Annotated in this window: 22 protein-coding genes and 1 pseudogene; 8 read left to right on the forward strand and 15 right to left on the reverse strand. The window is 59.7% G+C overall.

The window, feature by feature from the left end; translation table 11 throughout:
* The 5 genes from AC2FL1_RS15210 to AC2FL1_RS15230 all read right to left on the reverse strand — a co-directional run.
* A partial coding sequence (locus AC2FL1_RS15210) for an IS110 family RNA-guided transposase (RefSeq protein WP_496877510.1) occupies nucleotides 1-532 on the reverse strand: 532 nt, incomplete at its 3' end.
* Nucleotides 533-662: 130 nt separating this feature from the next.
* Entirely contained in the window at nucleotides 663-1,370 is a 708-nt protein-coding gene (locus tag AC2FL1_RS15215) for an IS6 family transposase (RefSeq protein WP_496877552.1), read from the reverse strand.
* Nucleotides 1,371-1,379: 9 nt separating this feature from the next.
* Nucleotides 1,380-1,787 carry a hypothetical protein gene (locus AC2FL1_RS15220; protein WP_496877511.1) on the reverse strand — a complete coding sequence of 136 codons (408 nt, stop codon included), beginning with the start codon at nucleotides 1,785-1,787 and terminating at the stop codon, nucleotides 1,380-1,382.
* Nucleotides 1,788-1,905: 118 nt separating this feature from the next.
* On the reverse strand, nucleotides 1,906-2,748 hold the full coding sequence (locus tag AC2FL1_RS15225) for a transglutaminase-like domain-containing protein (RefSeq protein ID WP_496830947.1): 843 nt from the start codon (nucleotides 2,746-2,748) through the stop codon (nucleotides 1,906-1,908).
* 34 nt (nucleotides 2,749-2,782) lie between these two features.
* Complete coding sequence (locus tag AC2FL1_RS15230) at nucleotides 2,783-3,523, reverse strand: hypothetical protein (protein ID WP_496877512.1); 741 nt, start codon at nucleotides 3,521-3,523, stop codon at nucleotides 2,783-2,785.
* On the opposite strand from AC2FL1_RS15230, the gene AC2FL1_RS15235 reads away from it, so the two are divergent.
* Complete coding sequence (locus AC2FL1_RS15235) at nucleotides 3,501-3,773, forward strand: hypothetical protein (protein WP_496830941.1); 273 nt, start codon at nucleotides 3,501-3,503, stop codon at nucleotides 3,771-3,773. The genes AC2FL1_RS15230 and AC2FL1_RS15235 overlap by 23 nt on opposite strands.
* A 10-nt stretch (nucleotides 3,774-3,783) precedes the next feature.
* Here the strand turns inward: AC2FL1_RS15235 and AC2FL1_RS15240 are convergent, their stop codons facing one another.
* Genes AC2FL1_RS15240 through AC2FL1_RS15250 form a run of 3 tightly spaced genes read right to left on the reverse strand, consistent with a single transcriptional unit; the run spans nucleotide 3,784 to nucleotide 4,951 of the window.
* Nucleotides 3,784-4,257, reverse strand: coding sequence for a hypothetical protein (locus tag AC2FL1_RS15240; RefSeq protein WP_496830939.1), 474 nt, complete (start codon nucleotides 4,255-4,257; stop codon nucleotides 3,784-3,786).
* Nucleotides 4,254-4,640: a hypothetical protein gene (locus AC2FL1_RS15245; RefSeq protein ID WP_496830937.1), complete on the reverse strand. Its 387-nt coding sequence runs from the start codon at nucleotides 4,638-4,640 to the stop codon at nucleotides 4,254-4,256. The genes AC2FL1_RS15240 and AC2FL1_RS15245 overlap by 4 nt, the downstream gene beginning before the upstream one ends.
* Complete coding sequence (locus tag AC2FL1_RS15250) at nucleotides 4,637-4,951, reverse strand: hypothetical protein (RefSeq protein WP_496877513.1); 315 nt, start codon at nucleotides 4,949-4,951, stop codon at nucleotides 4,637-4,639. Before AC2FL1_RS15250 ends, AC2FL1_RS15245 begins: the two co-directional genes overlap by 4 nt.
* A gap of 273 nt (nucleotides 4,952-5,224) precedes the next feature.
* Between AC2FL1_RS15250 and AC2FL1_RS15255 the strand changes: the two genes are divergently transcribed.
* The 3 genes from AC2FL1_RS15255 to AC2FL1_RS15265 all read left to right on the forward strand — a co-directional run bounded on the left by AC2FL1_RS15255 (nucleotide 5,225) and on the right by AC2FL1_RS15265 (nucleotide 6,463).
* On the forward strand, nucleotides 5,225-5,650 hold the full coding sequence (locus tag AC2FL1_RS15255; protein WP_496877514.1) for a hypothetical protein: 426 nt from the start codon (nucleotides 5,225-5,227) through the stop codon (nucleotides 5,648-5,650).
* A gap of 26 nt (nucleotides 5,651-5,676) precedes the next feature.
* On the forward strand, nucleotides 5,677-6,060 hold the full coding sequence (locus AC2FL1_RS15260) for a hypothetical protein (RefSeq protein WP_496877515.1): 384 nt from the start codon (nucleotides 5,677-5,679) through the stop codon (nucleotides 6,058-6,060).
* Between the two features lie 214 nt (nucleotides 6,061-6,274).
* Nucleotides 6,275-6,463, forward strand: a complete 189-nt coding sequence (locus AC2FL1_RS15265) for a hypothetical protein (RefSeq protein ID WP_496877516.1) — start codon at nucleotides 6,275-6,277, stop codon at nucleotides 6,461-6,463.
* A gap of 58 nt (nucleotides 6,464-6,521) precedes the next feature.
* On the opposite strand, the gene AC2FL1_RS15270 is transcribed toward AC2FL1_RS15265, so the two are convergent.
* A complete protein-coding gene (locus AC2FL1_RS15270) occupies nucleotides 6,522-7,256 on the reverse strand; it encodes a Crp/Fnr family transcriptional regulator (protein ID WP_496877517.1) in 735 nt (244 codons plus the stop codon).
* Between the two features lie 148 nt (nucleotides 7,257-7,404).
* Here AC2FL1_RS15270 and AC2FL1_RS15275 point away from each other — a divergent pair, with 148 nt between their 5' ends.
* On the forward strand, nucleotides 7,405-7,641 hold the full coding sequence (locus tag AC2FL1_RS15275) for a hypothetical protein (RefSeq protein WP_496830925.1): 237 nt from the start codon (nucleotides 7,405-7,407) through the stop codon (nucleotides 7,639-7,641).
* Between the two features lie 148 nt (nucleotides 7,642-7,789).
* Here the strand turns inward: AC2FL1_RS15275 and AC2FL1_RS15280 are convergent, their stop codons facing one another.
* Nucleotides 7,790-8,494 (reverse strand): IS6 family transposase, encoded by a 705-nt coding sequence (locus AC2FL1_RS15280; protein WP_496877518.1) that lies wholly within the window; start codon nucleotides 8,492-8,494, stop codon nucleotides 7,790-7,792.
* 516 nt (nucleotides 8,495-9,010) lie between these two features.
* Here AC2FL1_RS15280 and AC2FL1_RS15285 point away from each other — a divergent pair.
* The 3 genes from AC2FL1_RS15285 to AC2FL1_RS15295 are packed head-to-tail and all read left to right on the forward strand — an operon-like array spanning nucleotide 9,011 to nucleotide 17,230.
* Nucleotides 9,011-15,892: a GAF domain-containing protein gene (locus AC2FL1_RS15285; protein ID WP_496877519.1), complete on the forward strand. Its 6,882-nt coding sequence runs from the start codon at nucleotides 9,011-9,013 to the stop codon at nucleotides 15,890-15,892.
* The gene (locus AC2FL1_RS15290) at nucleotides 15,889-16,212 is read left to right on the forward strand and encodes an Hpt domain-containing protein (protein ID WP_496877520.1); all 324 of its coding nucleotides are present in this window, start codon (nucleotides 15,889-15,891) and stop codon (nucleotides 16,210-16,212) included. Before AC2FL1_RS15285 ends, AC2FL1_RS15290 begins: the two co-directional genes overlap by 4 nt.
* Nucleotides 16,205-17,230, forward strand: a complete 1,026-nt coding sequence (locus AC2FL1_RS15295; protein WP_496877521.1) for an adenylate/guanylate cyclase domain-containing protein — start codon at nucleotides 16,205-16,207, stop codon at nucleotides 17,228-17,230. The genes AC2FL1_RS15290 and AC2FL1_RS15295 overlap by 8 nt, the downstream gene beginning before the upstream one ends.
* Nucleotides 17,231-17,397: 167 nt before the next feature.
* Here AC2FL1_RS15295 and AC2FL1_RS15300 read toward each other — a convergent pair whose 3' ends face one another.
* The 5 genes and pseudogenes from AC2FL1_RS15300 to AC2FL1_RS15320 form a co-directional block, all read right to left on the reverse strand.
* Nucleotides 17,398-18,102 (reverse strand): IS6 family transposase, encoded by a 705-nt coding sequence (locus AC2FL1_RS15300; RefSeq protein ID WP_496877522.1) that lies wholly within the window; start codon nucleotides 18,100-18,102, stop codon nucleotides 17,398-17,400.
* Nucleotides 18,103-18,167: 65 nt separating this feature from the next.
* Nucleotides 18,168-18,401 (reverse strand): annotated as a pseudogene (locus AC2FL1_RS15305) (NAD(P)-binding domain-containing protein); the annotation flags it as partial.
* Nucleotides 18,401-19,912: a sugar ABC transporter ATP-binding protein gene (locus AC2FL1_RS15310; protein WP_496877523.1), complete on the reverse strand. Its 1,512-nt coding sequence runs from the start codon at nucleotides 19,910-19,912 to the stop codon at nucleotides 18,401-18,403. The gene AC2FL1_RS15310 and the pseudogene AC2FL1_RS15305, both read right to left, overlap by 1 nt.
* Entirely contained in the window at nucleotides 19,909-20,910 is a 1,002-nt protein-coding gene (locus AC2FL1_RS15315) for an ABC transporter permease (protein WP_496877524.1), read from the reverse strand. Before AC2FL1_RS15315 ends, AC2FL1_RS15310 begins: the two co-directional genes overlap by 4 nt.
* Before the next feature lie 13 nt (nucleotides 20,911-20,923).
* A complete protein-coding gene (locus AC2FL1_RS15320) occupies nucleotides 20,924-21,898 on the reverse strand; it encodes an ABC transporter permease (RefSeq protein ID WP_496877525.1) in 975 nt (324 codons plus the stop codon).
* Nucleotides 21,899-21,922: the final 24 nt, after the last annotated feature.

Consider the following 21,922-nt stretch of genomic DNA (forward strand, 5'->3'; position numbering starts at 1 on the left):
GAGCGAGAGCTGGCAGGTCCAGCCCGTCGTCGGGATCGCTCAGGCGCCGGACGAGGTCGACAACCTTCCGTGGGCCCTGCGCGGTGATCATCCCGAACTCCGCCAGATGTGCTCGGAGTGCGTTGAGGATCATCGTGCGCTGCCGCATGAGCAGGTCGCGCGACCGGTGCAGCACCAACACGGCCTGCTGCTCCACGGTCTTGATCGGCACAAAGCGCATGTTCGGCCGGGTCGCCGCCTCGCAGATCGCTTCGGCGTCGGCCGCATCATTCTTTTGACGCTTCACGTAAGGCTTCACGTACGCGGGCGGGATCAGCCGCACGTCATGCCCGAGCGCCGCGATCTCCCGGGCCCAGAAGTGCGAGGTCGGACAGGCTTCCATGCCAATCAGGCACGGCTCAAACCTTGCGAGAAAGTCAAGCAGGGCCCCGCGACGCAGCTTCTTCTGCAACACCAATGCCCCGTTGGCATCCACGCCATGAAGCTGAAAGACGGACTTGGCGAGATCGATCCCGAGTGTTGTAATCTCCATGTGGTCGGCTCCTTCCTTTGTTGGCTGTCACACTGCACCAACATGGCACATTGCGATGCCGTCGGGGTGGAGCCGTCCACACCATCAGACGGATTCTAACCAGTCTCAGTTTCCCCGGAACCGCGAGAACTTAGGCGGCGCAAAGCTGGCGCCACTCGGCGAGAGCGGTGGCGCGGTTGAGCTTGAAATTCTGTCGGCTGGTGAGGCTGCGTTCCGAGTTGAAGAGGTTGTAAATCGAGGCATGGACGGCGGCGAATTTCTGTAAACTTCGCATGCGCCGAAAGCGTTGCATCGCCCGTTCTCGTCGTCGAAACGGCAGGTGCGAATTTTCCGCTCTGTTGTTCAGCCAGCGACCTGTCTCATGCCGGTCCGTAGCTCCGACCTCCTTCAGCGCGGCGCCGTAGGATCGAAGCTTGTCTGTTACGAAGACGTGCGGCCGACCGTAGCGCTTCATTGATATCCTTTTGAATTTCAACGCGGCTTTCTTGTCCCTCGTTTTCGTGACAAAGCTCTCCAGGACCTCGCCCTCGTGGTCGACGGCCCGCCAAAGGTAGTGCCGTTCTCCGTTGATCTTCACGAACATTTCGTCCAGGTGCCAACGCCACTGCGGCCAGGACCGAAGTCGATCCGCGCGCTTCTTGCGGATCTCGGATGCAAACATCGGACCGAACCTGTTCCACCAGAACCGGATCGTTTCGTGGCTGACGTCGACGCCGCGCTCGTGAAGCAGATCCTCGACATTGCGCAGCGACAGTGGAAATCTGACGTGCAGCATCACTGCCAGACGAATGATCTCCGAGCTGCTGTGGAGGTATTTGAACGGATCACGTTTCGGAATGTTCAGAGGCTACGAGACCACCCTGCCCGCCTCAACCGGAGTCCTTCTGACACCGCGGAGATCACGGAGCTCGGCCTCGTTCACCCCGTCCGCCTGCACGACAAGACGGATCATCGGGTCAGCCAGCATCTCCTCAAGGAAGTAGTCCTTAAGAGCCTTGCCGGTGAGCTTGTCTTTGGCCACTGCGCTCTCCAGTTCGGCAAGCGGCACGGTGAGCGTTCGGCCGAGCCCGGGGTGCGAGACGCGCGGATGGAGATGCACGAGAACGGACGACGTCCAGGTGCCCGGTTCGATCCAATCCACGGGCTCGAGCAACTGGGTCTCGATCTCGTATTCGCCGGGTGGCAGGGTCTCGTTGAAACTCGGAAGCTGGAAGGGTCGGAGAAATACGGCGGTCGTCTTGATCAAGGCGGTCATCTCAATTCTCCCAAATGGTTTCATGGTGCGAACTCGCTCACACACAGGCGGACCAACCATCCCGTCTGCGAGCCGAGGACGGGCAGACCGACAAGAACCGGCGTTGACGCGCGCGGCGCTAGTTTCGAGAACCGGAAGGCGCCACTTCGGGATCGTCCTCGGCATCCCATGTCCAGACGTCGAATTGTGTCAGTGTATTCGGCCCGAATGTCTGAGTCAGAGGCACATCAGCGGCGTCCCGTCCGCGCGCAATCAGAATCCTCCCCTTGCGCGGGCTGTTATTTCTTGGATCGAAGACCCACCATTGTCCGTCGAGAAAGACCTCCATCCAGGCCGCGAAGTCGTCCGGGGCGTGGGGCTCGGGTTCGCCGAACTCGCTCAGATAGCCGGTGCAGTAGCGTGCCGGAATGTTCATGCAACGGCACAACGCGATCGCGAGGTGGGCGAAATCCCGGCAGACCCCCTGTCGCCCGGCCAGCGTTTGAGAAGCCGTACGCGTCGCGCTTGCCTGCATATAGTCGAACGAGACGGTTGTGTGCACGAAATCGCAGATCGCCTGCACGCGCGCCCAGCCCGGCGATGTGGTCTCGAACTGGCGCCATGCCTCTTCCGACAGAAGATCCGTGTCGCAGTAACGACTGCCGAGAAGATAGACCAGCGTCTCGAAGGGCAGATCTTGGATAGCCGCTTGCGTGGCGTCGGGCGCGACCGGATCGGGCAATCCGCAATCCCGGAAAATTCCATCGGTGGACACGGTGAACTCGCCAGCTGGCGCCACCATTCGCGTGCACCAGTTTCCGAAACCGTCGCGATAGCTTTCGAGCGGCACACTGGGCGAGGTCACCAGATAATCGGCGCGCTCTAGGTCGCCGAAGCGCGAGTAATGCACGTTCAGCATGGCGATGAGAGGCGTCGGTTGTGTCAGTCGGTACTTGAGGCGGCATCCGATCCGCATCCGGATGCCGGGGGCGTCGCCGTGGTCTAATCGGGGCGCTCTATCGTCCAAGAACGCACGCCCCATCCGCAAGTTGAAAGCCAAGATCGCAGCGCCATGTGTTTCCGGATCGATCGAGATGCGCGTGTGCCGGAAGGTCGATCGCGACACAGGCGGTGTCGACGTTCTCAAATCCCCGCTCACAGCGCCATCCCGGCCCGTAGGACGCCGGGTCCAGAAAGGCGTTCGCGGGAAGCGCGACAGCATCGCAACGGCCATCGATTTCAAAGAATCCCCTCTCGCAAGCCCATTCGTCGCCGTAATCCGCATTGGTGAGATACCCGTTTTCAGGAACGGCTATCGGAACGCAGTCGCTTGAACTGGCCGTGAAACCGCGGTCGCAGGTCCATCCGGAACCTGAGGGGTCGTCGGTGAGATAGGCGTTTTCAGGCAGGACGATTGGAACGCAGGTCTCGCGATCTTGCCGGTACCCGCGATCGCACTGCCAGTCATAGCCGGAGGATCGCAGGAACGCATTGTCGGGCACCGAGATCGCTTCGCAGGAGGTCCCTCCCGCTTCTTCGTACCCGCGTCGACACGCCCAGCCCGAACCGTAGGACCGGCCGGTTGCATACGCATTCTCCGGGATGTCGATGGCGACACACTCCTCGCCCGCCACCCGGTATCCGAGCGCGCAATTCCAACCGCCGCCATAGCTCCGGGCTTCTGCGTTCTTGGGCATCGGACCGGTGCCGTCCTTCGCAATGACGGGGACGGCCATGGACGCGATCACACCGGCCACGGCTGCCATCCTCGCGATCAGCTTTGAAAGTGGGCGTGTCGTTGGTTCTCTGTGGTGTTTCATCGGCATGTCCTTTGCAGACTGGAATCCGTCGGTCGCCACGCGTGTTTTCGACAGCCCAAGCATGAGCGTTCCTGTGACCCGTCGGGTGGGCACGATTGGTGGCCTGGAGCCCTTGGAACCTGGTCCCGGCGGCATGCCTTCGTTCTCAGCCACCTGGATCGAGAAGTCCTGCGGAACTGTCGGATGAGTGCTACCGGTCATCGGGGCGACAACTTGTGCAAGGCCGCAGCGGCAAGAGCATGTTCCTTCTGGTGGTAGTCGCCGCGGAACTTGCCATCGACCCGCACCTCCCAGATGCCGTTTCTTTCGTGTACCTGAACCCCGCCTCGCTGCTTTGGCCGGTTCATGGAAGACTCCTGTGCTCCTTCGCGTCTCGGCGGCTCGGGCTGCTTGTCGGTCACTTTCGGCTCCTTCGCTTTGGGCGCGCGCACTTCTCCGAGGAGCATCACCGCGCGAATGAACTCTTCCGCGTAGTCATCGGTTTCGCGGTGATCGTGTTCATGCCGCGCCATGCTCATCGGTTCGACGAACCGTTCTCGTAGGTGGTCGATGAAACGTGGCTCGGTACGGGCCATGTAGGCGATCAGGGCCTGAAGCACCTTTTCGTGGGCGAGCACACGCCGTTCGAGATCGGTTGTCTCGGGTGACGCGATCGGCATGGCGCGGTTCATCCTTCATCGACCGCGCTTTCCGCGCGCTCCGGGGATCGATCGACATCAAGGGCTGCCAGGCAGGCTCGCGCAATGTCTCGGTCTGGGGCATCGGTTCCTGGCATCGTCGCCCAGCCTGCCGCCATTAGTGCGTCGCGCCTCTGGTAGGTCGAGGCGGCCCGGATCGTGGCCAGCCTGGCCGCCCGTGCCGGGTCGGAGCGCGCCATGTCGAGGCAGACGGGCACCATGGAGGCGACGACATCAGTTCGGGACATCGCCATCGCCCTGTCATTTGCGGTTCCGCCTGTCACCCAGCCGCCCCACGAAAATCCCACGACGCCGACGAAGGCAGCGCCGATCACGGCACCATAGACAGCGGGTTTGAGCCATTCGGGAGTGTTCATTTCAAGTCCTCCTGCGGGGAAAGCGCCGCTTCGCTATGATTGTTCGTTTCGGTTGTAGCCGCATCCCGGCTCAGCGCCTCCTTCAGGTCGTTTTCGGAAATGGCCCTCAACTCGGTACGTCCGGCATCACTGTCCCTGCCTCGCACCGTCAAGTAGGTCGCCGTCCGTCGGTAAGCCTCGAAGCTCAGCGCCTGCAGCAGCTCCTCCTCCACGAGAACTTCGTAGTCGCCCGCGGGTAAATCGCCCGGGTATCCTGACAAGGTGAACGGCTTAGAAAACGTCACCGTCGATCTGGTCGACCGCATGGTCATCTCTGGTCTCCGCAATGTTGGCAGATCCGTCGCTCGCCACTGTTGACGGCACCTTGGAGTCCGGGCCTGACCAGTCGAACGATTTCTCCTTTTGTATATCATGATCGTTAGCCTGACGCTGACACATGTTAGTCCCTGGGGCCGCGCCAGTTGTGAACTCCCCGGGAACAGTCGCCGGCACTGACCTGTGTAAGGGCGCTGGGACCTACCCGCGCTTAAACTTGGGAAAAGAGGGGGCGATTTGCTTTCCTGCAACCAAGGGATGGAATGACAATGGCCGACCCCAATGTACTCAACCCGCACCCGCCCGAGTTTGATCGGTTTCTCTATGCGTCGGTCGGCGAGGATCGAAAAGGATATGTCGTGACCGTTCTCTCCACGTTCGCGCGGCTCGGCCTCGATCCATGGAATGAAACCGCTGAGCTGGTCGCGCTGGGGCGCGATGCCGCGCGATCACGGCTGGGAAAGCTGCTTGCTCGATTTCCGGATGTTCCCACGCTCGAAAGCGATCACCGCAGGGTCGCACGGGACTTGAGCCAACTGCTCCCAGATTGTCCGATGCCGGGCACCCTGAAGCAAGCTGCCTCGACGGTGGCCGTTGGCCGCCCAGGCACAAGCGGCGCGATCGGGGCCGTGCTCGCGATCATCTTTTTGCTGTTTCAGATGTTTACGGTTGGCGGGTCGGGGTCTGTCGAATGATCGTTTCCACTCATACATCAACGCCAATGGGTCATTCTGCGCACAAGACCGGGACGCTTTCGCCGCGCGAACAGGGCGTTCTCTGGGACATGGAGCAACATTTCTGGACCGGTGGCGCCGACAGCGCACGGGCGACAACAGCAACGAATGCCGTCATGATCTTCCCCTATCCGCCGGGCATCCTCCAGGGTGACCAGATCTGGACCCATCTAAAGCAGAGCACCGGCTGGCGCTCCGTCGTGATGGCTGAACGTCGCGTCACGCGGTGTCGCGACATCGCCATTCTCACCTATCGCGTCTCGGCAGAGAAACCCGATGTGCCGATCTACAAGGCGCTCTGCGCCTCAACCTACCTATACGATGATGACACATGGCTGAGGGTTTCCCACCAGCAAACCGTAGTGACGTGAGTGCCATGACGTCAATCGACCTGCGACAGGCGCCGGGACTAACCTGCGTCAGTGCGGAGGTGCGTTGATATCGGCTAGGTGAGATGTGCCCGCCGAATATTTGGTGGGGCATTTTTTCCGAGTACCTGAGAAGCGTGTGGGCGTGCCGAACCCCAAAAGGTCGGCATGTTGGCACGCTTCTTATTCTCGGAACGTCCATGAAAGAACATTCCCAATGACTCCCGAACAAGCAAAAACCGCCGACAAGATGAAATCCGTCAAGGCCACGTGGGACAAGGCGCCCGCTGGTCCGAAGAAGGACGCCGCTCTGAAGCATTACCAGGCGGCCGAGAAGGCGCACACGGCGAAGAACGACGCCGAGACCAACAAGGAACTCGATGCGGCGACCCACGCCCTCGCGTGACCTCCGGCGTCTGACCTGATCACCGGGGCCGCCTGCCAAACAAGGGAGGGCGGCCCTCTCATATCAGGAGCGGTCCGGTCTGGTCCAGATATGCCGGATCGAACTCGGCAAGGTCCACCAGCCCGCCATAGTCGTGAAATGTCACAAGTCCGTCCCGAAAGGTCACCAGTCCACTCTCGCGAAGCTGGCGCAGGACGCGGTTTACATGGACCGCGCTCAACCCCAGCGTATCGGCGAGATGATACTGCGTCAGCGGGCAGTCGTAGCCGTCCCTGCTGCCCATCCCCACCAGCGCCAGCCTCGATCCCAGCTCCAGTAGGAAATGCGCCATGCGGGCGTCCGCATCACGCCGACCAATCCCGACGAGGTGCTCCACGACCATCGCTTCGTCCCTTGACGCCGCCCAGAGCACGGCGGTCGCCAGGCGTGGGGTCTGCGCGAACGCATCGAGAAGATCGCTCGTCAGCACTTCGGCAGCCTCGATATCCACGATGGGTTCGAAACTGTGGTCCGAGGTGCGCAAGAGAACGCTCCGCAACCCCAGAAAATCCCCCGGCACCTGGAAATCCACGATCTGCCGCGTCCCGTCGGCCTGTAGCTTGTAGGAACAGACCCAACCCGCGGAAAGAATATATGCGGCCTGAGCCGTCTGGCCCTGATGCACCATATCGCGCCCCGCGACAAAGGATCGGCGGCGCTGGTGCAGTCGTGCAAGCACGGCCAACTCGACATCAGACAGGGCGACGAAGGCCGAGAGCTTGCGTGTAAGGGGGCTGTGTTCAACTGATGTCATGGGGCCTCCCGGCGTGTCGTGACCCAAGAGCGGAAATCGGCCCGGACACTGCTCTGGATCAGTCCAGCATAAGGCACTTCCTGCGAGAAGTACGGATGTATTTGAACCTCATCTTTCCCGGTTCACGATGCCAAGAAAGGAACCCCGGATGTCCACGGCGAGCGAACATGCAGGCGAGGCCGCCCTATCGATCTGCGAGGCGCTCCTGCTTGCCTTGAAAGATCGCGCGCTGCTGCCGGAGCACGAGATCCTGGGGGTTCTGCGCGACGCCGCAGCGACGCATGAGAACGCGGTCGGGACCGACCTCGAAACGGAAAGGCACCGAGCCGTCGCAAACTTGATCAACGCGATCATTGCTGGCGGCAACTCTGTTCGGCGCTTGTGACGTCAAGCTCCAACAGTGGGCGGGAGCATTTATGGATATGCACTCATGGAACGCAAAAAAGATATTCTTTGAGGCGCTATTGCAGAACCCCTGCTGGTGCTGCCAGACGAATGCGAACCAGTCTCTCCAAGGGCAGTATGGCTGTCCCTTATGCCGCGCAAAGACCGCGCCACTCGGCGAGAGCGGCGGCGCGGTTCAGCTTGAAAGTCGTTCGGGAGGTGAGGCTGCGCTCCGAGTTGAAATGGTTGCAGACCGAGGCGTGGACGGCGGCGAATTTCTGCAAACTTCGCATCCGCCTGAAGCGCAGCATTGCCCGTTCTCGTCGTCGGAATGGCAGGTGCGAGTTCTCGGCCCGATTGTTCAACCAGCGACCCGTTTCTTGGCGATGACTGGCACCGATTTCCCTTAGAGCGGCACCGTAGGACCTGAGCCTGTCGGTTATGATCGCTTCCGGGCGACCATGCTTACGCATTGCTTTCCTTAGAAATTTCAGCCCGGCTTTCTTGTCCCGCTTCTTCGTGACGAAGCTCTCAAGGACTTCGCCCTCGTGATCCACAGCCCGCCAAAGGTAGTGGCGTTCGCCATTGATCTTCATGAACATCTCGTCGAGATGCCAGCACCATCGGCTGGATTTCATACCCTCGACCCGCCGCTTTCGGATCTCTGCAGCGAACATCGGGCCGAAGCGATGCCACCAAAATCGAACCGCCTCGTGGCTCACGTCGATGCCGCGTTCTTGGAGCAGGTCTTCCACATTTCGAAGCGACAGCGGAAACCGAACATACAGCATCACCGCCAGGCGGATGATTTCCGGGCTGGTCTTGAAATAGCGAAACGGGGATCTTTTGGTCATGCTGGACGCTACAGAACCGCCCTACCCGCCTCAAGCCAGTTTGCTTTGACAGCGCCGTTCATAGAGATGGCGCGTGGTTTGACGGGCCATGAAAATGCGGAAGCCAGGCTCGAGGCGTCTGCGGCTTCAAGAACAGCTCAGATAGAACGGTAGCATAGTTCCAAAGTCGGCTTATGCTATGAATACACTGCGCTCTTTCGTATCTGTTTTGCTGCCCGATTGCATGCGCTGTTTGCAAACGCGGCAGAGATATGAAGTAGATTGAACTGTCTGGTATTCACTGTCCGAAGCGACGCACTGACGGTTACGGTCGGCGTGAAAACCGGCCTTACTGCTTCCCAAGGAAACCAGCTCATGTTAATCCTAAAACTATTGAAAACTGTGGACTTCTGCGTCGTCTATCTGGGGTTTGCTGTCTTTGTTGATTGAAAGCCAAGCGCCTTGAGCACACCGAAAGTAAACTCTGCAGAGCAAAGCAAATCAAAGCCTCGGCAAAGCAGTGCGATGGCGGGCGGGATGGCTGCACAACTGGCGGCGGTGACTGAAGTCATGCGGGTCCTGGGCCGATCGCGGGACGACGACGGCCCCGTTTTCCAGACGATTTTGGCCAACGCCGTTGCTCTGTGCAACGCCCAGATGGCGGGTCTGATCCTCGCAACGACGCAGGACAACGCCCAGACGCTTGCCGCGCATATCGGCATGGCTCCAACGGCGGTTGAGCTTTTCGAAACGGGCGGCATGAAGATGGACCCGGACTTGTCTTACGCGGCGAGGTCTATTGTCGAGGCCCGACTGATCGCGTTCGAAGACATGGGGAAAAGCGAACTTTATTCCGCCGGCAGCCCGGTTGTGCGGTCCATGGTGGATGACAGCGGCATTCGCAGCGTTCTCTTTGTCCCATTGGTCGGGAGCCAGGGGGCAATCGGCGCAATCACGCTGTTCCGAGAAAGACGCGCGCCGTTCTCGTCAAACGAGATTGCGCTCGTGGAGGCCTTTGCGCTGCAAGCGGTGATCGCCATCGAAAACGTGCGGCAGTTTCGCGAGGTGCAGGAGCGGCTGGAACGCGAAGCGGCCACCTCGGAAATCCTGTCGGTCATCAGCCAAAGCCGCGATGACGCCGCGGCCGTGTTTCAAACCGTTCTGGAACAGGCAACCGAAGTGTGCGGCGCAGATCAGGCGGCGTTGGCGTTATACGTGCCAGGCAGTAAGAATTACCGTCTTGCGGCCAATTGGGGCCACGCCAATCAGGTAAGCAAACCCGGCGATGAATGGCCGCTGAGCAGTCCGCATTCTGCGGCCACGGCGATTAGGACGGGCGAGGTCATCCAGATCCACGATCTCGCTGATACGGACGCCTACCGCAGCGGCGATCCCACAACCGTGTCGATGGTTGATCGAGAAGGCATCCGCTCTCGGGTTGCCGTGCCTTTGATGCGAGACGGGCGGGCAATCGGGGCCTTTGCGCTAAGCCGCCGCGATGTGCGCCCGTTCTCGTCTGCTGATATCGCGCTGATCGAAAGCTTTGCAAAGCACGCCGTAATCGCCATCGACAACACCCGCCAGTTCACGGAGACGCAAGAGGCGCTGGCACAGCAGACGGTCACAGCGGACATCCTGAGTGTCATCAACCAAAACCCGGGCGATTTGCAGCCCGTGTTCGACAGCATCGCAATCTCGGCGTTGGAGCTTTGCGGCGCCAAATCTTGCTTTCTTTGGCGCGTCGAAGATGGGATGCAGCATCACTGCGCGACAGCTGGTTTTGAAGGTGCTGACCTTGACGAGTATTTGGCGCAATTTCCTCGGCCCGCAGGTCCAGATACCCTCTCGGCGCAAGTGGTTGCGTCTGGCGAGGTGCAGCGCATCGCCGATGCACAGGACCCAAGCTATAAAGATCATAAATTGGCAATAGAATACGGATTTCGCGAAATCGTAGGCGTTCCGATTGTGGTAGGTGGCACGAGTTGGGGCACCATCATTCTGGCCTGGCCAGAAAGCACCGCCCCAACGGACACCCATATCAAACTGACCCAGACCTTCGCCGAACAGGCAGCCATCGCCATAGAGAACGTGCGGCTTTTCAATGAGACGCAAGAAGCCCTTGAGCTGCAGACCGCCACGGCGGAGGTTTTGAAAACGATCAGTCAGGATGCGTTCGATCTGCCTACGGTATTGCAGGCGCTGATCGATACGGCGGCGCGTCTGTGCGATGCGTCGATCTGCATTCTGTTCGAAAACCGGGGTGGCGCGATGCACATGGGCGCCAATTTCGGCTGCACGCCGGAAATGCTTGATTGGCACGCGGTTAATCCAAACCCGATTGACCGCGGGAACGTTGCGGGGCGCGCTACCCTGGATCGCGTGACGATTCACATACCCGACATACTGTCGGACCCGGAATATGCAATCCCACAATCCGTGAGCCTCGGTGGCTGGCGCTCGATTATCGCGGTTCCGTTGATACTTGATAACGAAGTGATTGGCGTTCTGGACCTTGCACGTCCCACGGTCGGCCCCTTTAGCCCCCGCCAGATTGAACTGGTGGAAACCTTCGCCGATCAAGCGGTGATAGCGATCAAGAACGCCAAACTCTTTGAGCAGGTTCAGCATCGCACGAGTGAGGTCGAGGAGGCTCTTGAGCGGCAGAAAGTCACCTCGGAAATCCTGCGCGCGATCAGCCAGTCGCCCACAGATGTACAGCCGGTGATGGAGACGATTGTCAGCAACGCAACCCAATTGATCCACGCCGATATGGCGATCTTTCACCTGCGCTACGAAGACCATTATTACCCATCGGCCGGCTCGGGGCCGAAAGGCGTATTGATCACCGACAGGATACTGGAAGGTGCGCGCAAACTGGCGCATAAATTCACACCTGACGGCTTGCCGTTGCACCCTCTGGCCCCGGACGACAATTTCCCCTCCCGCGCGATGGTCACGGGTGAAGTGCAGCACATCATCGATTGGCCGAACACAGAAATTCCTTCGCACGAGGTTGAGCGCGGCAAACAGCTGGGGCTAAAGTCCGCGATCTATGTTCCGCTGGTGCAGGGGGGCATCAGCATTGGCTCTCTGGCCATAGGGTCGACGGAACAGACCGCGTTCTCGGAGCAGGATATCGCCTTGGCGCAGTCCTTCTGTGATCAGGCGGTCATCGCGCTGCGCAACACGCAGCTGTTCATCCAGACGCAGCAATCGCTGGAACAGCAGACAGCAAGCAACGAAATTCTCAGTGTGATCAGCCAGTCGGTCGAAGACACACAGCCGGTCTTTGATCTGGTGGTACAGAAGGCAGCGGAGCTTTGCGGGGCATCGTTCTGTGTGCTCGACCGGTTTGACGGAGACGCTTATCATTTCTGTGCGCAGTATGGTTTCCCGCCGGACCTCGCCGCCGAGTTGATGTCCGACTACCCGTTTGCCAGAGCCGAAGGCCACATGTCGGTAAAGGTGGTCGAAAGCGGGGACGTGGCACATATCGAGGACGCACAGGACGGGTCAGTCTACTACGCACCCGACTTGGCAAAGGCCGTTGGATGGCGGCGTATGCTGGGGGTGCCGATCCGGGATGAGGACCAGATCTGGGGTGCCGTCGTTGTGGCTTGGCCGCATACCGAACCACCGTCTACCTCCACAATCGAACTGATCCAAAGCTTTACCGCCCAAGCCAGCATCGCCATTAAGAATGCACGGTTGATGCAAGAGACCAAGGCCCGCACAGCGGAGGTGGAGGAGGCGCTCAAGCGGCAAACCGCGACCTCCGAGGTGCTTGAGGTTATCTCCAACTCGGTCGAAGACGCAGATCCGGCGTTTCAGGCCATCCTTGCCCGAGCGGCGGCGATTTGCGATGCGCCTTTGGTGAGCCTCAATATACTCTCCCCTGATCGAAAAACGGCGAAGCTGGTCGCGCATTGGGGCGATAATCTGAACTATTTGAAGGTGGGCGAAACGGTTTGGGATGTGGAAAACCCGAGCGCCACGACCCTTGTGTTCCATACCAAAAAGCCGAACCATGTGCACGATCTGAAGGACACCGACCGTTACCGCGCAGGCGATATGCTGCGTCGTCGCGTCGTAGACGACGAAGGGGTGCGAACGTTTCTGGCCGTCCCGCTCATCCACAACGGCGAGGTGACCGGCAACATTGCGGTTTACAAGCGCGAGGTCAAACCGTTCTCGGATAGAGATATCGAATTGCTGGAAACCTTTGCAGATCAGGCTGTGATCGCGATCCAGAATGCGCGGCTGGTCAACGAAACCCAGACGGCTTTGGCACGGCAGACGGCGAGTGCGGATATTCTACGCGTCATCAGCGGTTCGCCCGATGATGTGACCCCGGTTTTCGAGCAAATCGTGAGATTGGCCGTGTCTTTGGTGTCCTGCGACATGGCCATCGTGATCGAAACGGACGGGCAAGAGCTTTGGAACGCGGCCGTCGCCGATAAGGACGGCGTCAAAGAGATCGTTCATACAACACGTCATCCGGTTGATCCCGAGGACAATCTGCCCTCGCATGTCATCCTGTCCAAACAGATGTCGCACTTGACTGACTGGACGACTGCCGACCTGCCTGCAAAAGACCGTCGCGAGTTGGAAAAGCCCGACGGTCCGCGGGCCACCTTGGCGCTGCCGCTGCTTCGCGGCGATAAATGTGTCGGCGTCCTGTTGTTCATGCGCAAAACGCCCGGTGCGTTTACCGCCGATGAGCTGGCCATGGCGCAGACATTCAGTGATCAGGCTGTGATTGCCATCGAGAACACAAGGCTGTTCAACGATACGCAGACCTCGCTGGCCCGCCAAACTGCCAGCGCTGACATCCTGCGGGTGATCAGCAGCGCACAAGCGGATGCGAGCCCGGTGTTCGAGGCCATTGCGCAAACGGGCATCCGGCTGCTGTCCTGCGAGGGGGCGGCAGTCATGATCCGCAAAGGCGATTGCTTTATCCCGGAAGGTGGCTATCAAACCACGGGACGCATCGCCAATCTTGACCCCAATGCTGTACCCGTTGATCCCGCGCTCAACTATCCGTCGCGGGTGTTCCAAACCGGGAAGATGGTCCACGTTCCGGATCTGAGCGTCGTCGATTTGCCGGTACACGAACGTGACACTGTTCAAAAGTTCGGCATGAAATCAGCGATCTATCTGCCAATGACCCGCGACGGGGTCACTTTGGGCGTGCTGGTCTTTACCCGTGTGAGCCAAGCGCGGGCGTTCACAGCTGAAGAGATCGAGTTGGCCGAAAGCTTCTGTGATCAGGCGCTTATCGCAATTGAAAACACACGGCTCTTCAACGAAACGCAGACGTCATTGGCCCGGCAAACTGCGACGGCCGACGTCCTGCGGGTCATCAGTCAGTCGCCGGGCGATGTTACGCCGGTCTTTGAAGCCATCTGCCAGTCCGCGACATCCCTTCTGGCGAGCGACATGGCCTTTGTCATGACCACGAATGGCGAGACCTATTCGCCTGTCGCCGGCGCAACGCCTGCCGGCATCATGGACGATCATGGGCCACAGAATAACCCTGTTGATGCTTCGGCCAACTTTCCGTCCCGCGCCATTCTGTCGCGTGAAATGCTGCACCTGCCGGATTGGTCGACGATTGAGCGACCACCGCATGAGGACTTCATCCATCAAAGGTTCGACGTAAATGCGGCGCTCTATGTACCTCTCAACTTGAAAGACGGGCTTTTCGGGCTGTTGGTTCTGGCGCGGAGTGCCAAGCAGGCCTATAGCGACGACGAGATTGCCTTGGCGAACTCGTTCTGCGACCAGGCGGTCATTGCAATTGAAAACGTCCGCCTTTTCAAGGCAGCACAAGACGCCCGCGAAGAGGCCGAAAAGGCCAATGAGGCCAAATCGGCCTTCCTTGCCACTATGTCCCACGAAATCCGCACGCCTATGAACGCAGTCATCGGGATGAGCGGGCTGATCATGGACACTGACTTGAACGAAGAGCAGGCAGATTATGCCCGCACGATCCGGGACAGCGGCGACGCTCTGTTGGGCATCATCAACGAAATCCTCGACTTCTCCAAGATCGAAGCAGGGCAAATGGATATTGAGGATCACCCCTTTGACCTCCGACACTGCATCGAGTCCGCACTGGATCTGATCAGCGGGCGCGCTGCGGAAAAGCAGCTGGATCTGGCCTATGTCTACGATGACACGGTGCCCGAGGGGATCAGTGCCGATCTTACGCGGTTGAGGCAAATTCTGCTCAATCTTCTGTCGAACGCGGTCAAGTTCACTGAGGCCGGTGAAGTGATTCTTTCCGTGTCCACAGCTGCGACGGATCGCGGGGGTGCCACGCTGCAATTCAGCGTTCGCGACACTGGCATCGGTTTAACCGACGAGGGTATGAGCCGTCTTTTTCAGTCGTTCAGTCAGGCCGACAGCTCCACCACCCGCAAGTACGGCGGCACCGGCCTTGGTCTTGCCATCTCCAAACGGCTGGCCGAACTGATGGGCGGGACGATGTGGGCGACCAGTGACGGCGCGGGCAAGGGATCGACCTTTCACTTCACCATAGAGGCGAAGGCCGCCACGCTGCCGGAGACCGAAGCGCGAAGCCTTATCGGAGAACAGTCCGAGCTGCGCGGCAAGCGCCTCATGGTGGTGGATGACAACGCCACAAACTTGAAGATCCTGACCTTGCAGACCCAAAAATGGGGCATGCAGACTCGGGCCTACGCGACACCCGCGCAGGCATTGGAGGCGATCGACGGTGGACACGTCTTTGATCTGGCCATCCTTGACATGCATATGCCCGATATGGACGGGCTGGAACTGGCGCGCGCAATTGCCCAACGTGCGCCAGACCTGCCCAAGGTGCTCTTCAGTTCCCTTGGTTTGCGCGACACGGATGCGGACAAGGCCCTCTTTGCCGCCGCGCTCGCCAAACCGTTGCGGCAGTCGCAGCTCTTTGACACGTTGGTCACGCTCTTTGCCCCGGATGCCGTGACCAAAGTCACCCCGAAAACGGTGCCGAAACCGCCCTCCGATCCGGATATGGCCAAACGTCACCCCCTCCGTATCCTGCTGGCCGAGGACAATCTGGTGAACCAGAAACTCGCCACCCGCCTGTTGGAGCAGATGGGCTACCGCATAGATCTGGCGGGCAATGGGATCGAGGCCTGTGAGAGCGTCGCACGGCAAACCTACGATGTGGTTCTGATGGACGTGCAAATGCCAGAGATGGACGGCCTTGAGGCCACGCGCCGGATCATCGATGAGCACCCGAACACGCGTCCCCGCATCATCGCGATGACCGCAAACGCGATGCAGGGCGACCGCGACATGTGTCTGGATGCAGGCATGGACGACTACATCGCCAAACCGATCCGCGTTGATCGCTTGACCGAGGCGCTTTTGAACGTGCCCTCACCGCAAAAGGATCAGGCATGAGCCCAAACATCGTCGACACCGAGACCTACGCCGAGTTCCGCGCTTCCATGGGTGAGGAGTTCGCTGCTGAACTCGTTGCCACCTTTCTGCAAGAGGCACCGCTGATGCTTTCAGCGCTCAAGGCCGCTGACGCGTCGCAGGATCCGGATGGGTTCAGGCGCGCCGCCCACTCGCTCAAGTCAAACGCCGAGATTTTTGGTGCCACCGCACTCGCCGACATTGCCCGCCACATGGAAACATCCGGCTCGCCCACAATCGACGACCTTGAGGCGACCCTGTCGCAGACAGAAAACGCTTTGCGGGCCCTGATCGATGCGTGACATGCCCGGACATGTGCTGGTTGTCGATGACAACAAGGTCAACCGCCTCCTCATGTCGCGCAGCATCGAGATGCTGGGCCATCGCGTGTCCGTGGCGGAAAACGGGCGGATCGCAATGCATATGTTGAAGTCCGACAGTTACGACATCCTGCTGCTGGACATCGAAATGCCGGAAATGGATGGCTTTGAAGTGCTCGAAGCGCTCAAGGCGGACCCCGGATTGCGCCAGCTGCCCGTGATCGTGACCTCTTCGGTCGAAGGTCTGGACAACATCGTGCGCTGCATCGAATTGGGGGCGGATGATTACATACCCAAACCGGTGAACAAGGTGCTGCTGGGGGCCCGTGTCAGCGCCAGCCTCGTGCGCAAGCGCCTCCAGGACGAGCAAAAGCAGCTGCTCAACCGCTTTGCCACCCCGGAGGTCGCAGAGCACCTCTCGGTAAGCGGCTTTGCCATCGGCGGAGAACGCCGGGTTGCCACGGTATTGTTCTGCGACATCAGGGATTTCACCGCCATATCCGAGCACATGACGCCAGAGGCGACAATCGACCTGATCAATACTTACTACACCCTCATGTTCGAGGCCGTTTCCAGCCAGGGCGGGATCATCAGCCTCATGGTGGGTGATGGGCTGATGGCGCTCTTCGGCGCACCGAACGCGCTCGAGAATTCAGCGCAAGCAGCTGTTTCTGCTGCGCGGGAAATGCTGGCCATGACGGCGGCGTTGAATGAGGAACGCGAGGCGGCAAATGACGCACCGCTGCAGATCGGTTTCGGTATCGCAACCGGCGAAGTTGTCGCCGGTTATACAGGCACGCATCACCGCGCGACCTATACCTGCATTGGCAAAACAGTGAACCTCGCGGCGAGATTGGAAGCGCACACAAAGGTTGCAGGCTGTGAAGTCCTCTTGGACCAGGCGACCCGCGCAAACCTGACAGACATCTCGGATATTCGCAAGATCAATGACGTCCATCTGAAAGGGTTCGCTGAGGCCGTAAACGTGTTCGTTCTTTGAAAGGTCGCCTTTTTTGCGGTTCAAACACACAAACGAACGACGTACATCGGCTAAGGTTGCTCTCAACGCGCGCTTTAGCGACAACCGCCGCTTGGCGGCAAAGAGGCCGCTGCAGGTGCTGCCAGACGAATGCGAACCAGTCTCTCCAAGGGCAGTATGGCTGTCCCTTATGCCGCGCAAAGACCGCGCCACTCGGCGAGAGCGGCGGCGCGGTTCAGCTTGAAAGTCGTTCGGGAAGTGAGGCTGCGCTCCGAGTTGAAATGGTTGCAGACCGAGGCGTGGACGGCGGCGAATTTCTGCAAACTTCGCATCCGCCTGAAGCGCAGCATCGCCCGTTCTCGTCGTCGGAATGGCAGGTGCGAGTTCTCGGCCCGATTGTTCAACCAGCGACCCGTTTCTTGGCGATGGCTGGCACCGATTTCCCTTAGAGCGGCACCGTAGGACCTGAGCCTGTCGGTTATGATCGCTTCCGGGCGACCATGCTTACGCATTGCTTTCCTTAGAAATTTCAGCCCGGCTTTCTTGTCCCGCTTCTTCGTGACGAAGCTCTCAAGGACTTCGCCCTCGTGATCCACAGCCCGCCAAAGGTAGTGGCGTTCGCCATTGATCTTCACGAAAATCTCGTCCAAATGCCACCGCCAGCGGCTCGACTTCATCCCCTCAACGCGCCGTTTCCTGATCTCGTTGGCGAACATCGGCCCGAACCTGTGCCACCAGAACCGGACGGCCTCGTGGCTCACATCAATGCCGCGTTCGTGCAGAAGATCTTCCACGTCCCGCAGTGAAAGCGGAAACCTGATGTACAGCATAGCTGCCAGGCGGATGATCTCCGGACTGGTCTTGAAATAGCGAAACGGGGATCTCGTAGCCATGCTGCAAGGCTACGAAACCGCCCTGCCCGGCTCAAGCTGGTTTCCTTTGACAGCACCAGACCATCGGCACCGAAGTGAACCGCGTCGGAGGACGGATCATCCGCGAGCATCGTAATCACCACATTCGCAGCGTTTGAAAGCGCGCTCGGGCTCGGCGCAGCTGTACAGCCCAGTTCTGCCGCCAACGCGTCTGACTTCTCGGGCGAGCGGTTCCAGAGCGTGAGCTCGAAACCAGCATGCGACAGGTTGCGCGCCATATGTGTGCCCATCCTGCCCAGACCGGCAAAGCCGACCCGCATCACGCCACCTTTTCGGTTTCCAGACCAGATATGGCCGCGATGAGGTTTTCTTCCGTCACCTCTTCAGAGGCGAATGTGCGCATGACACGGCCCGAATACATGGCGACGATCCGGTCGCTGACGTGCAGAACTTCGGGCATTTCCGAGCTGATGACGATCACGGCGTAACCCTGTGCGGCCAATTCACGGATCAGGTTGTGGATCTCGGCCTTGGAGCCAACGTCGATGCCGCGCGTCGGCTCGTCGACAATTAGCACGCTGGGGTGCATCGAAAGCCATTTACCGATCACGATCTTCTGCTGGTTGCCCCCCGAAAGATTGCCGACGAGCTGTTTCCAACCGGGCGTGCGTATGTCGAGCCGGTCGCGGTATTGGTCGAAGATAGCAATCTCCGAGCCTTCGGCCACAAACGGCCCCGCCGTCAGGTCATTCACTTGCGGCAGGGTCATGTTGTCCCGACAATTCATGCCAAGCACGAGGCCCTGACCCTTTCGGTCTTCGGGTACGAGAGAGATGCCGCGTTCGATGGCATCATGCGGAGACTGGATGCGCACCTCTTCGCCATCAAGCAGGATCACCCCGGCCGATGGGTCGCGCAACCCGAAGAGCGTTTCGGCGATCTCGGTGCGCCCGGCCCCCACGAGGCCGTAAAAGCCGACCACTTCGCCGCGGCGAACCTCGAAGCTGACATTGTTATACAAATCGCCGCAGCTGAGCCCCCGCACTTCAAGGGCGACATCGCCCAACTCGTGGTGTGTTTCGTTGCGCGACAGATCGAGCTTACGTCCAATCATCATCTGCGTGACACCTTCTTCGTCGGTGTCGGCGGTGTTCACCGTGCCCTGATATTGGCCGTCACGCAGTACGCTGATCCTGTCGGTGATCTTGAAGATCTCCTCCATCCGATGCGAAATATAGGCGATGCCGACACCTTGTGCCTGCAGATCGGCGATCACTTCAAAAAGCACGATTTTCTCGGCGTCGGTCAGCGAAGCCGTCGGCTCATCAAAAATCACCGCCTTGGCATCGACCGTCAGGGCGCGCGCGATCTCGACCATCTGCTGGTTGGCAATCGACAGATCCCCGACGAGCGTCTTGGCCGAGAAGCCGACTTTCAACCGATTAAGGATCGCGCTCGTCTTGGCCTCAAGCTCGGTCCAGTCCACAAGGCCGAAGCGCTTGCGGGGCAGCTCGCCGAGGTAGATGTTCTCGGCCACGCTCAGCTCATCGGCCAAGCTCAGTTCCTGGTGAATGAAGACAATGCCCTTGGCCTTCGCATCTAGCGGGCCGGACATGACCACGGGTTCTTCGCCCACGATGATCTGGCCCTCGTCGGGCTGATGGATGCCTCCGAGCACCTTCATCAGGGTGGATTTGCCGGCGCCATTCTCGCCCATGAGGGCGTGAACCTCGCCTGGCAGGATCGTCAGCGAGACGCCATCGAGCGCGCGCACACCGGGGAAGGTCTTGACGATGCCCTCCAGCCGCAGGACAGGGGTTTTCTCGGTCATACCTTCAACTCCTCTTTGCCTTTTACGTTCAGTTGCCGATCCAGGAAGATGACGGCGATCAGGATAAGACCGATCACGAGGTTGACCGTTGATGTGTCGGCCCCCAGATGGGCGAGACCCTTGCGTAGAAGCTGGATCGCCAGAACGCCGCCGAATGTCGAGATGATCGAGCCTGCGCCGCCCGTGAGCTTGGTGCCGCCCAGAACGACTGCGGTGATCACCCACAGTTCGTAAAGCTCGCCGTCGTTGGGGTTGACTGAACCGGATTCGGAATAGAACACCACCGCAGACAGCGCGGCGAGGAACCCGATGATCATGAAGTTGATCATCATGTGTGGGCCGACGCGGATGCCGGCATTGACGGCCGCCTCGCGGTTGTTGCCGATGGCATAGGCGTTGCGCCCATGCACTGTGCGGTTCATCAGGAACCATATCGCGGCGGTCACTATGAGCAGGAACCATGTGGCCGTGTGCAGCCCGAGAAACTGCGCCTCCGCAAAATCCACCAATGTCCAGTTGAGGTGGCTGGTCGGCTGCTCCCCATTGTACATGAAAACAAGCCCGCGATAGCCCAGCATAGAGCCCAGCGTGACGATGAAGGCATCGACCCCTGTCTTCCAGACAATGAGCCCGTTGAGCGCACCCAGAACGATGCCGGTCATCAGGGCCAATGCCCAGGCTACGGGGATCACCCCGTCTCCGAGCCCGGCGAAGATCGGCCAGGTCATGCTGTCGAGAAGCACAATTGCGCAGATCGCATAGGTGGCCCCGACACTGAGGTCGATATTGCCGTTGACCATGATGATGGTCATGCCCATGGCAATAATGCCGATCGGAGCGGATTGCTTGAACAAGAGCAGCATGTTGCCCGCATCCATGAAGGCCTTGTCACTGACCGAGAGAAACTCGCCCGCGATCGAGAAGAAGATCAACTCGAAGACGATGAAGCCCCAGATGGCGCCGCGCTTGAGAAAGCTTGATAGAGTTCCGGCTTGCATGATCTCTCCTCCTTTACGCGATCGGGGACCAAAGCTTGCCGCGCTTGGCTGCGATATCGAGCCAGACTGCAAGGATGATGATGACCCAGGTCACAACGAACTGAACGTAGAATTGGAGCCCGACGAGCAAGAGACCGTTCTGGATGAAGCCGAGGATCAGAACGCCGATCACCGTCTTGAAGATCGTGCCCGAGCCGCCCAGCAGTGATGCTCCGCCCAAGATGACGGCGGCCAGCACCTCCAGTTCAAGCCCTTGCCCAACGGTGTTCTGTGAGCCAAGGCTGCGGCTGGCCTGGATGAGACCCGCCGTTGCCACGCAGACTGCGCTGAGCAGATAGCAGGTAAAGACCACGCGCGCGCGGCGGATGCCTGAAAACGTGGCGGCCGTTCCGTTGCCGCCCACGGCATAGACCTTTCGGCCGAACGGTGTCTTGGCCAGCATTGTCCCCAGCACCACGGCAAGCAGCGCAAAGAGTAGGATCGGCACGGGGATGCCAAGCGCGTCGCCCTGGCCGAATACGCTGAACCACGTGCCTTCCTTGTCGGCAATGTCCATGTTCTTGCCGCCCGAATAGGTCAGTGTCAGACCATGAATGGCCGACAGCATGCCCAGCGTCACGATCAGCGAGTTGAGCTTCAGATATCCGACGAGAAAGCCGATGAACGCGCCTAGGCAGAGCGTCATGGCAAACATTACCGGGATGGCCAGAGTGGGGCCGATCTTGTCGTGCAGATCGAGCACCACGATGGTTGAAAATGACATCATGGAGCCGACCGAAAGATCGAGATTGCCGCTGATGACAACGAAGGTCACGCCAAGGGCCATAACGCCCAGGATGGCCGAAGAGCGAACCACGCCCATGATGTTGTCGGGATCGAGAAAGCGCCCGTTTGCAAGCGCAAACCCGATCATGAAGATCACGAAGGCAACAAGAATGCCCTGTCGGGCCAGAAAGCCGCCAATCTCTTTTTTCGTCAGCCCTGCCATGGCTTCCTCCCATTTCTCGCCAAA

It is taken from the genome of Ruegeria sp. YKSF070, assembly GCF_059612725.1.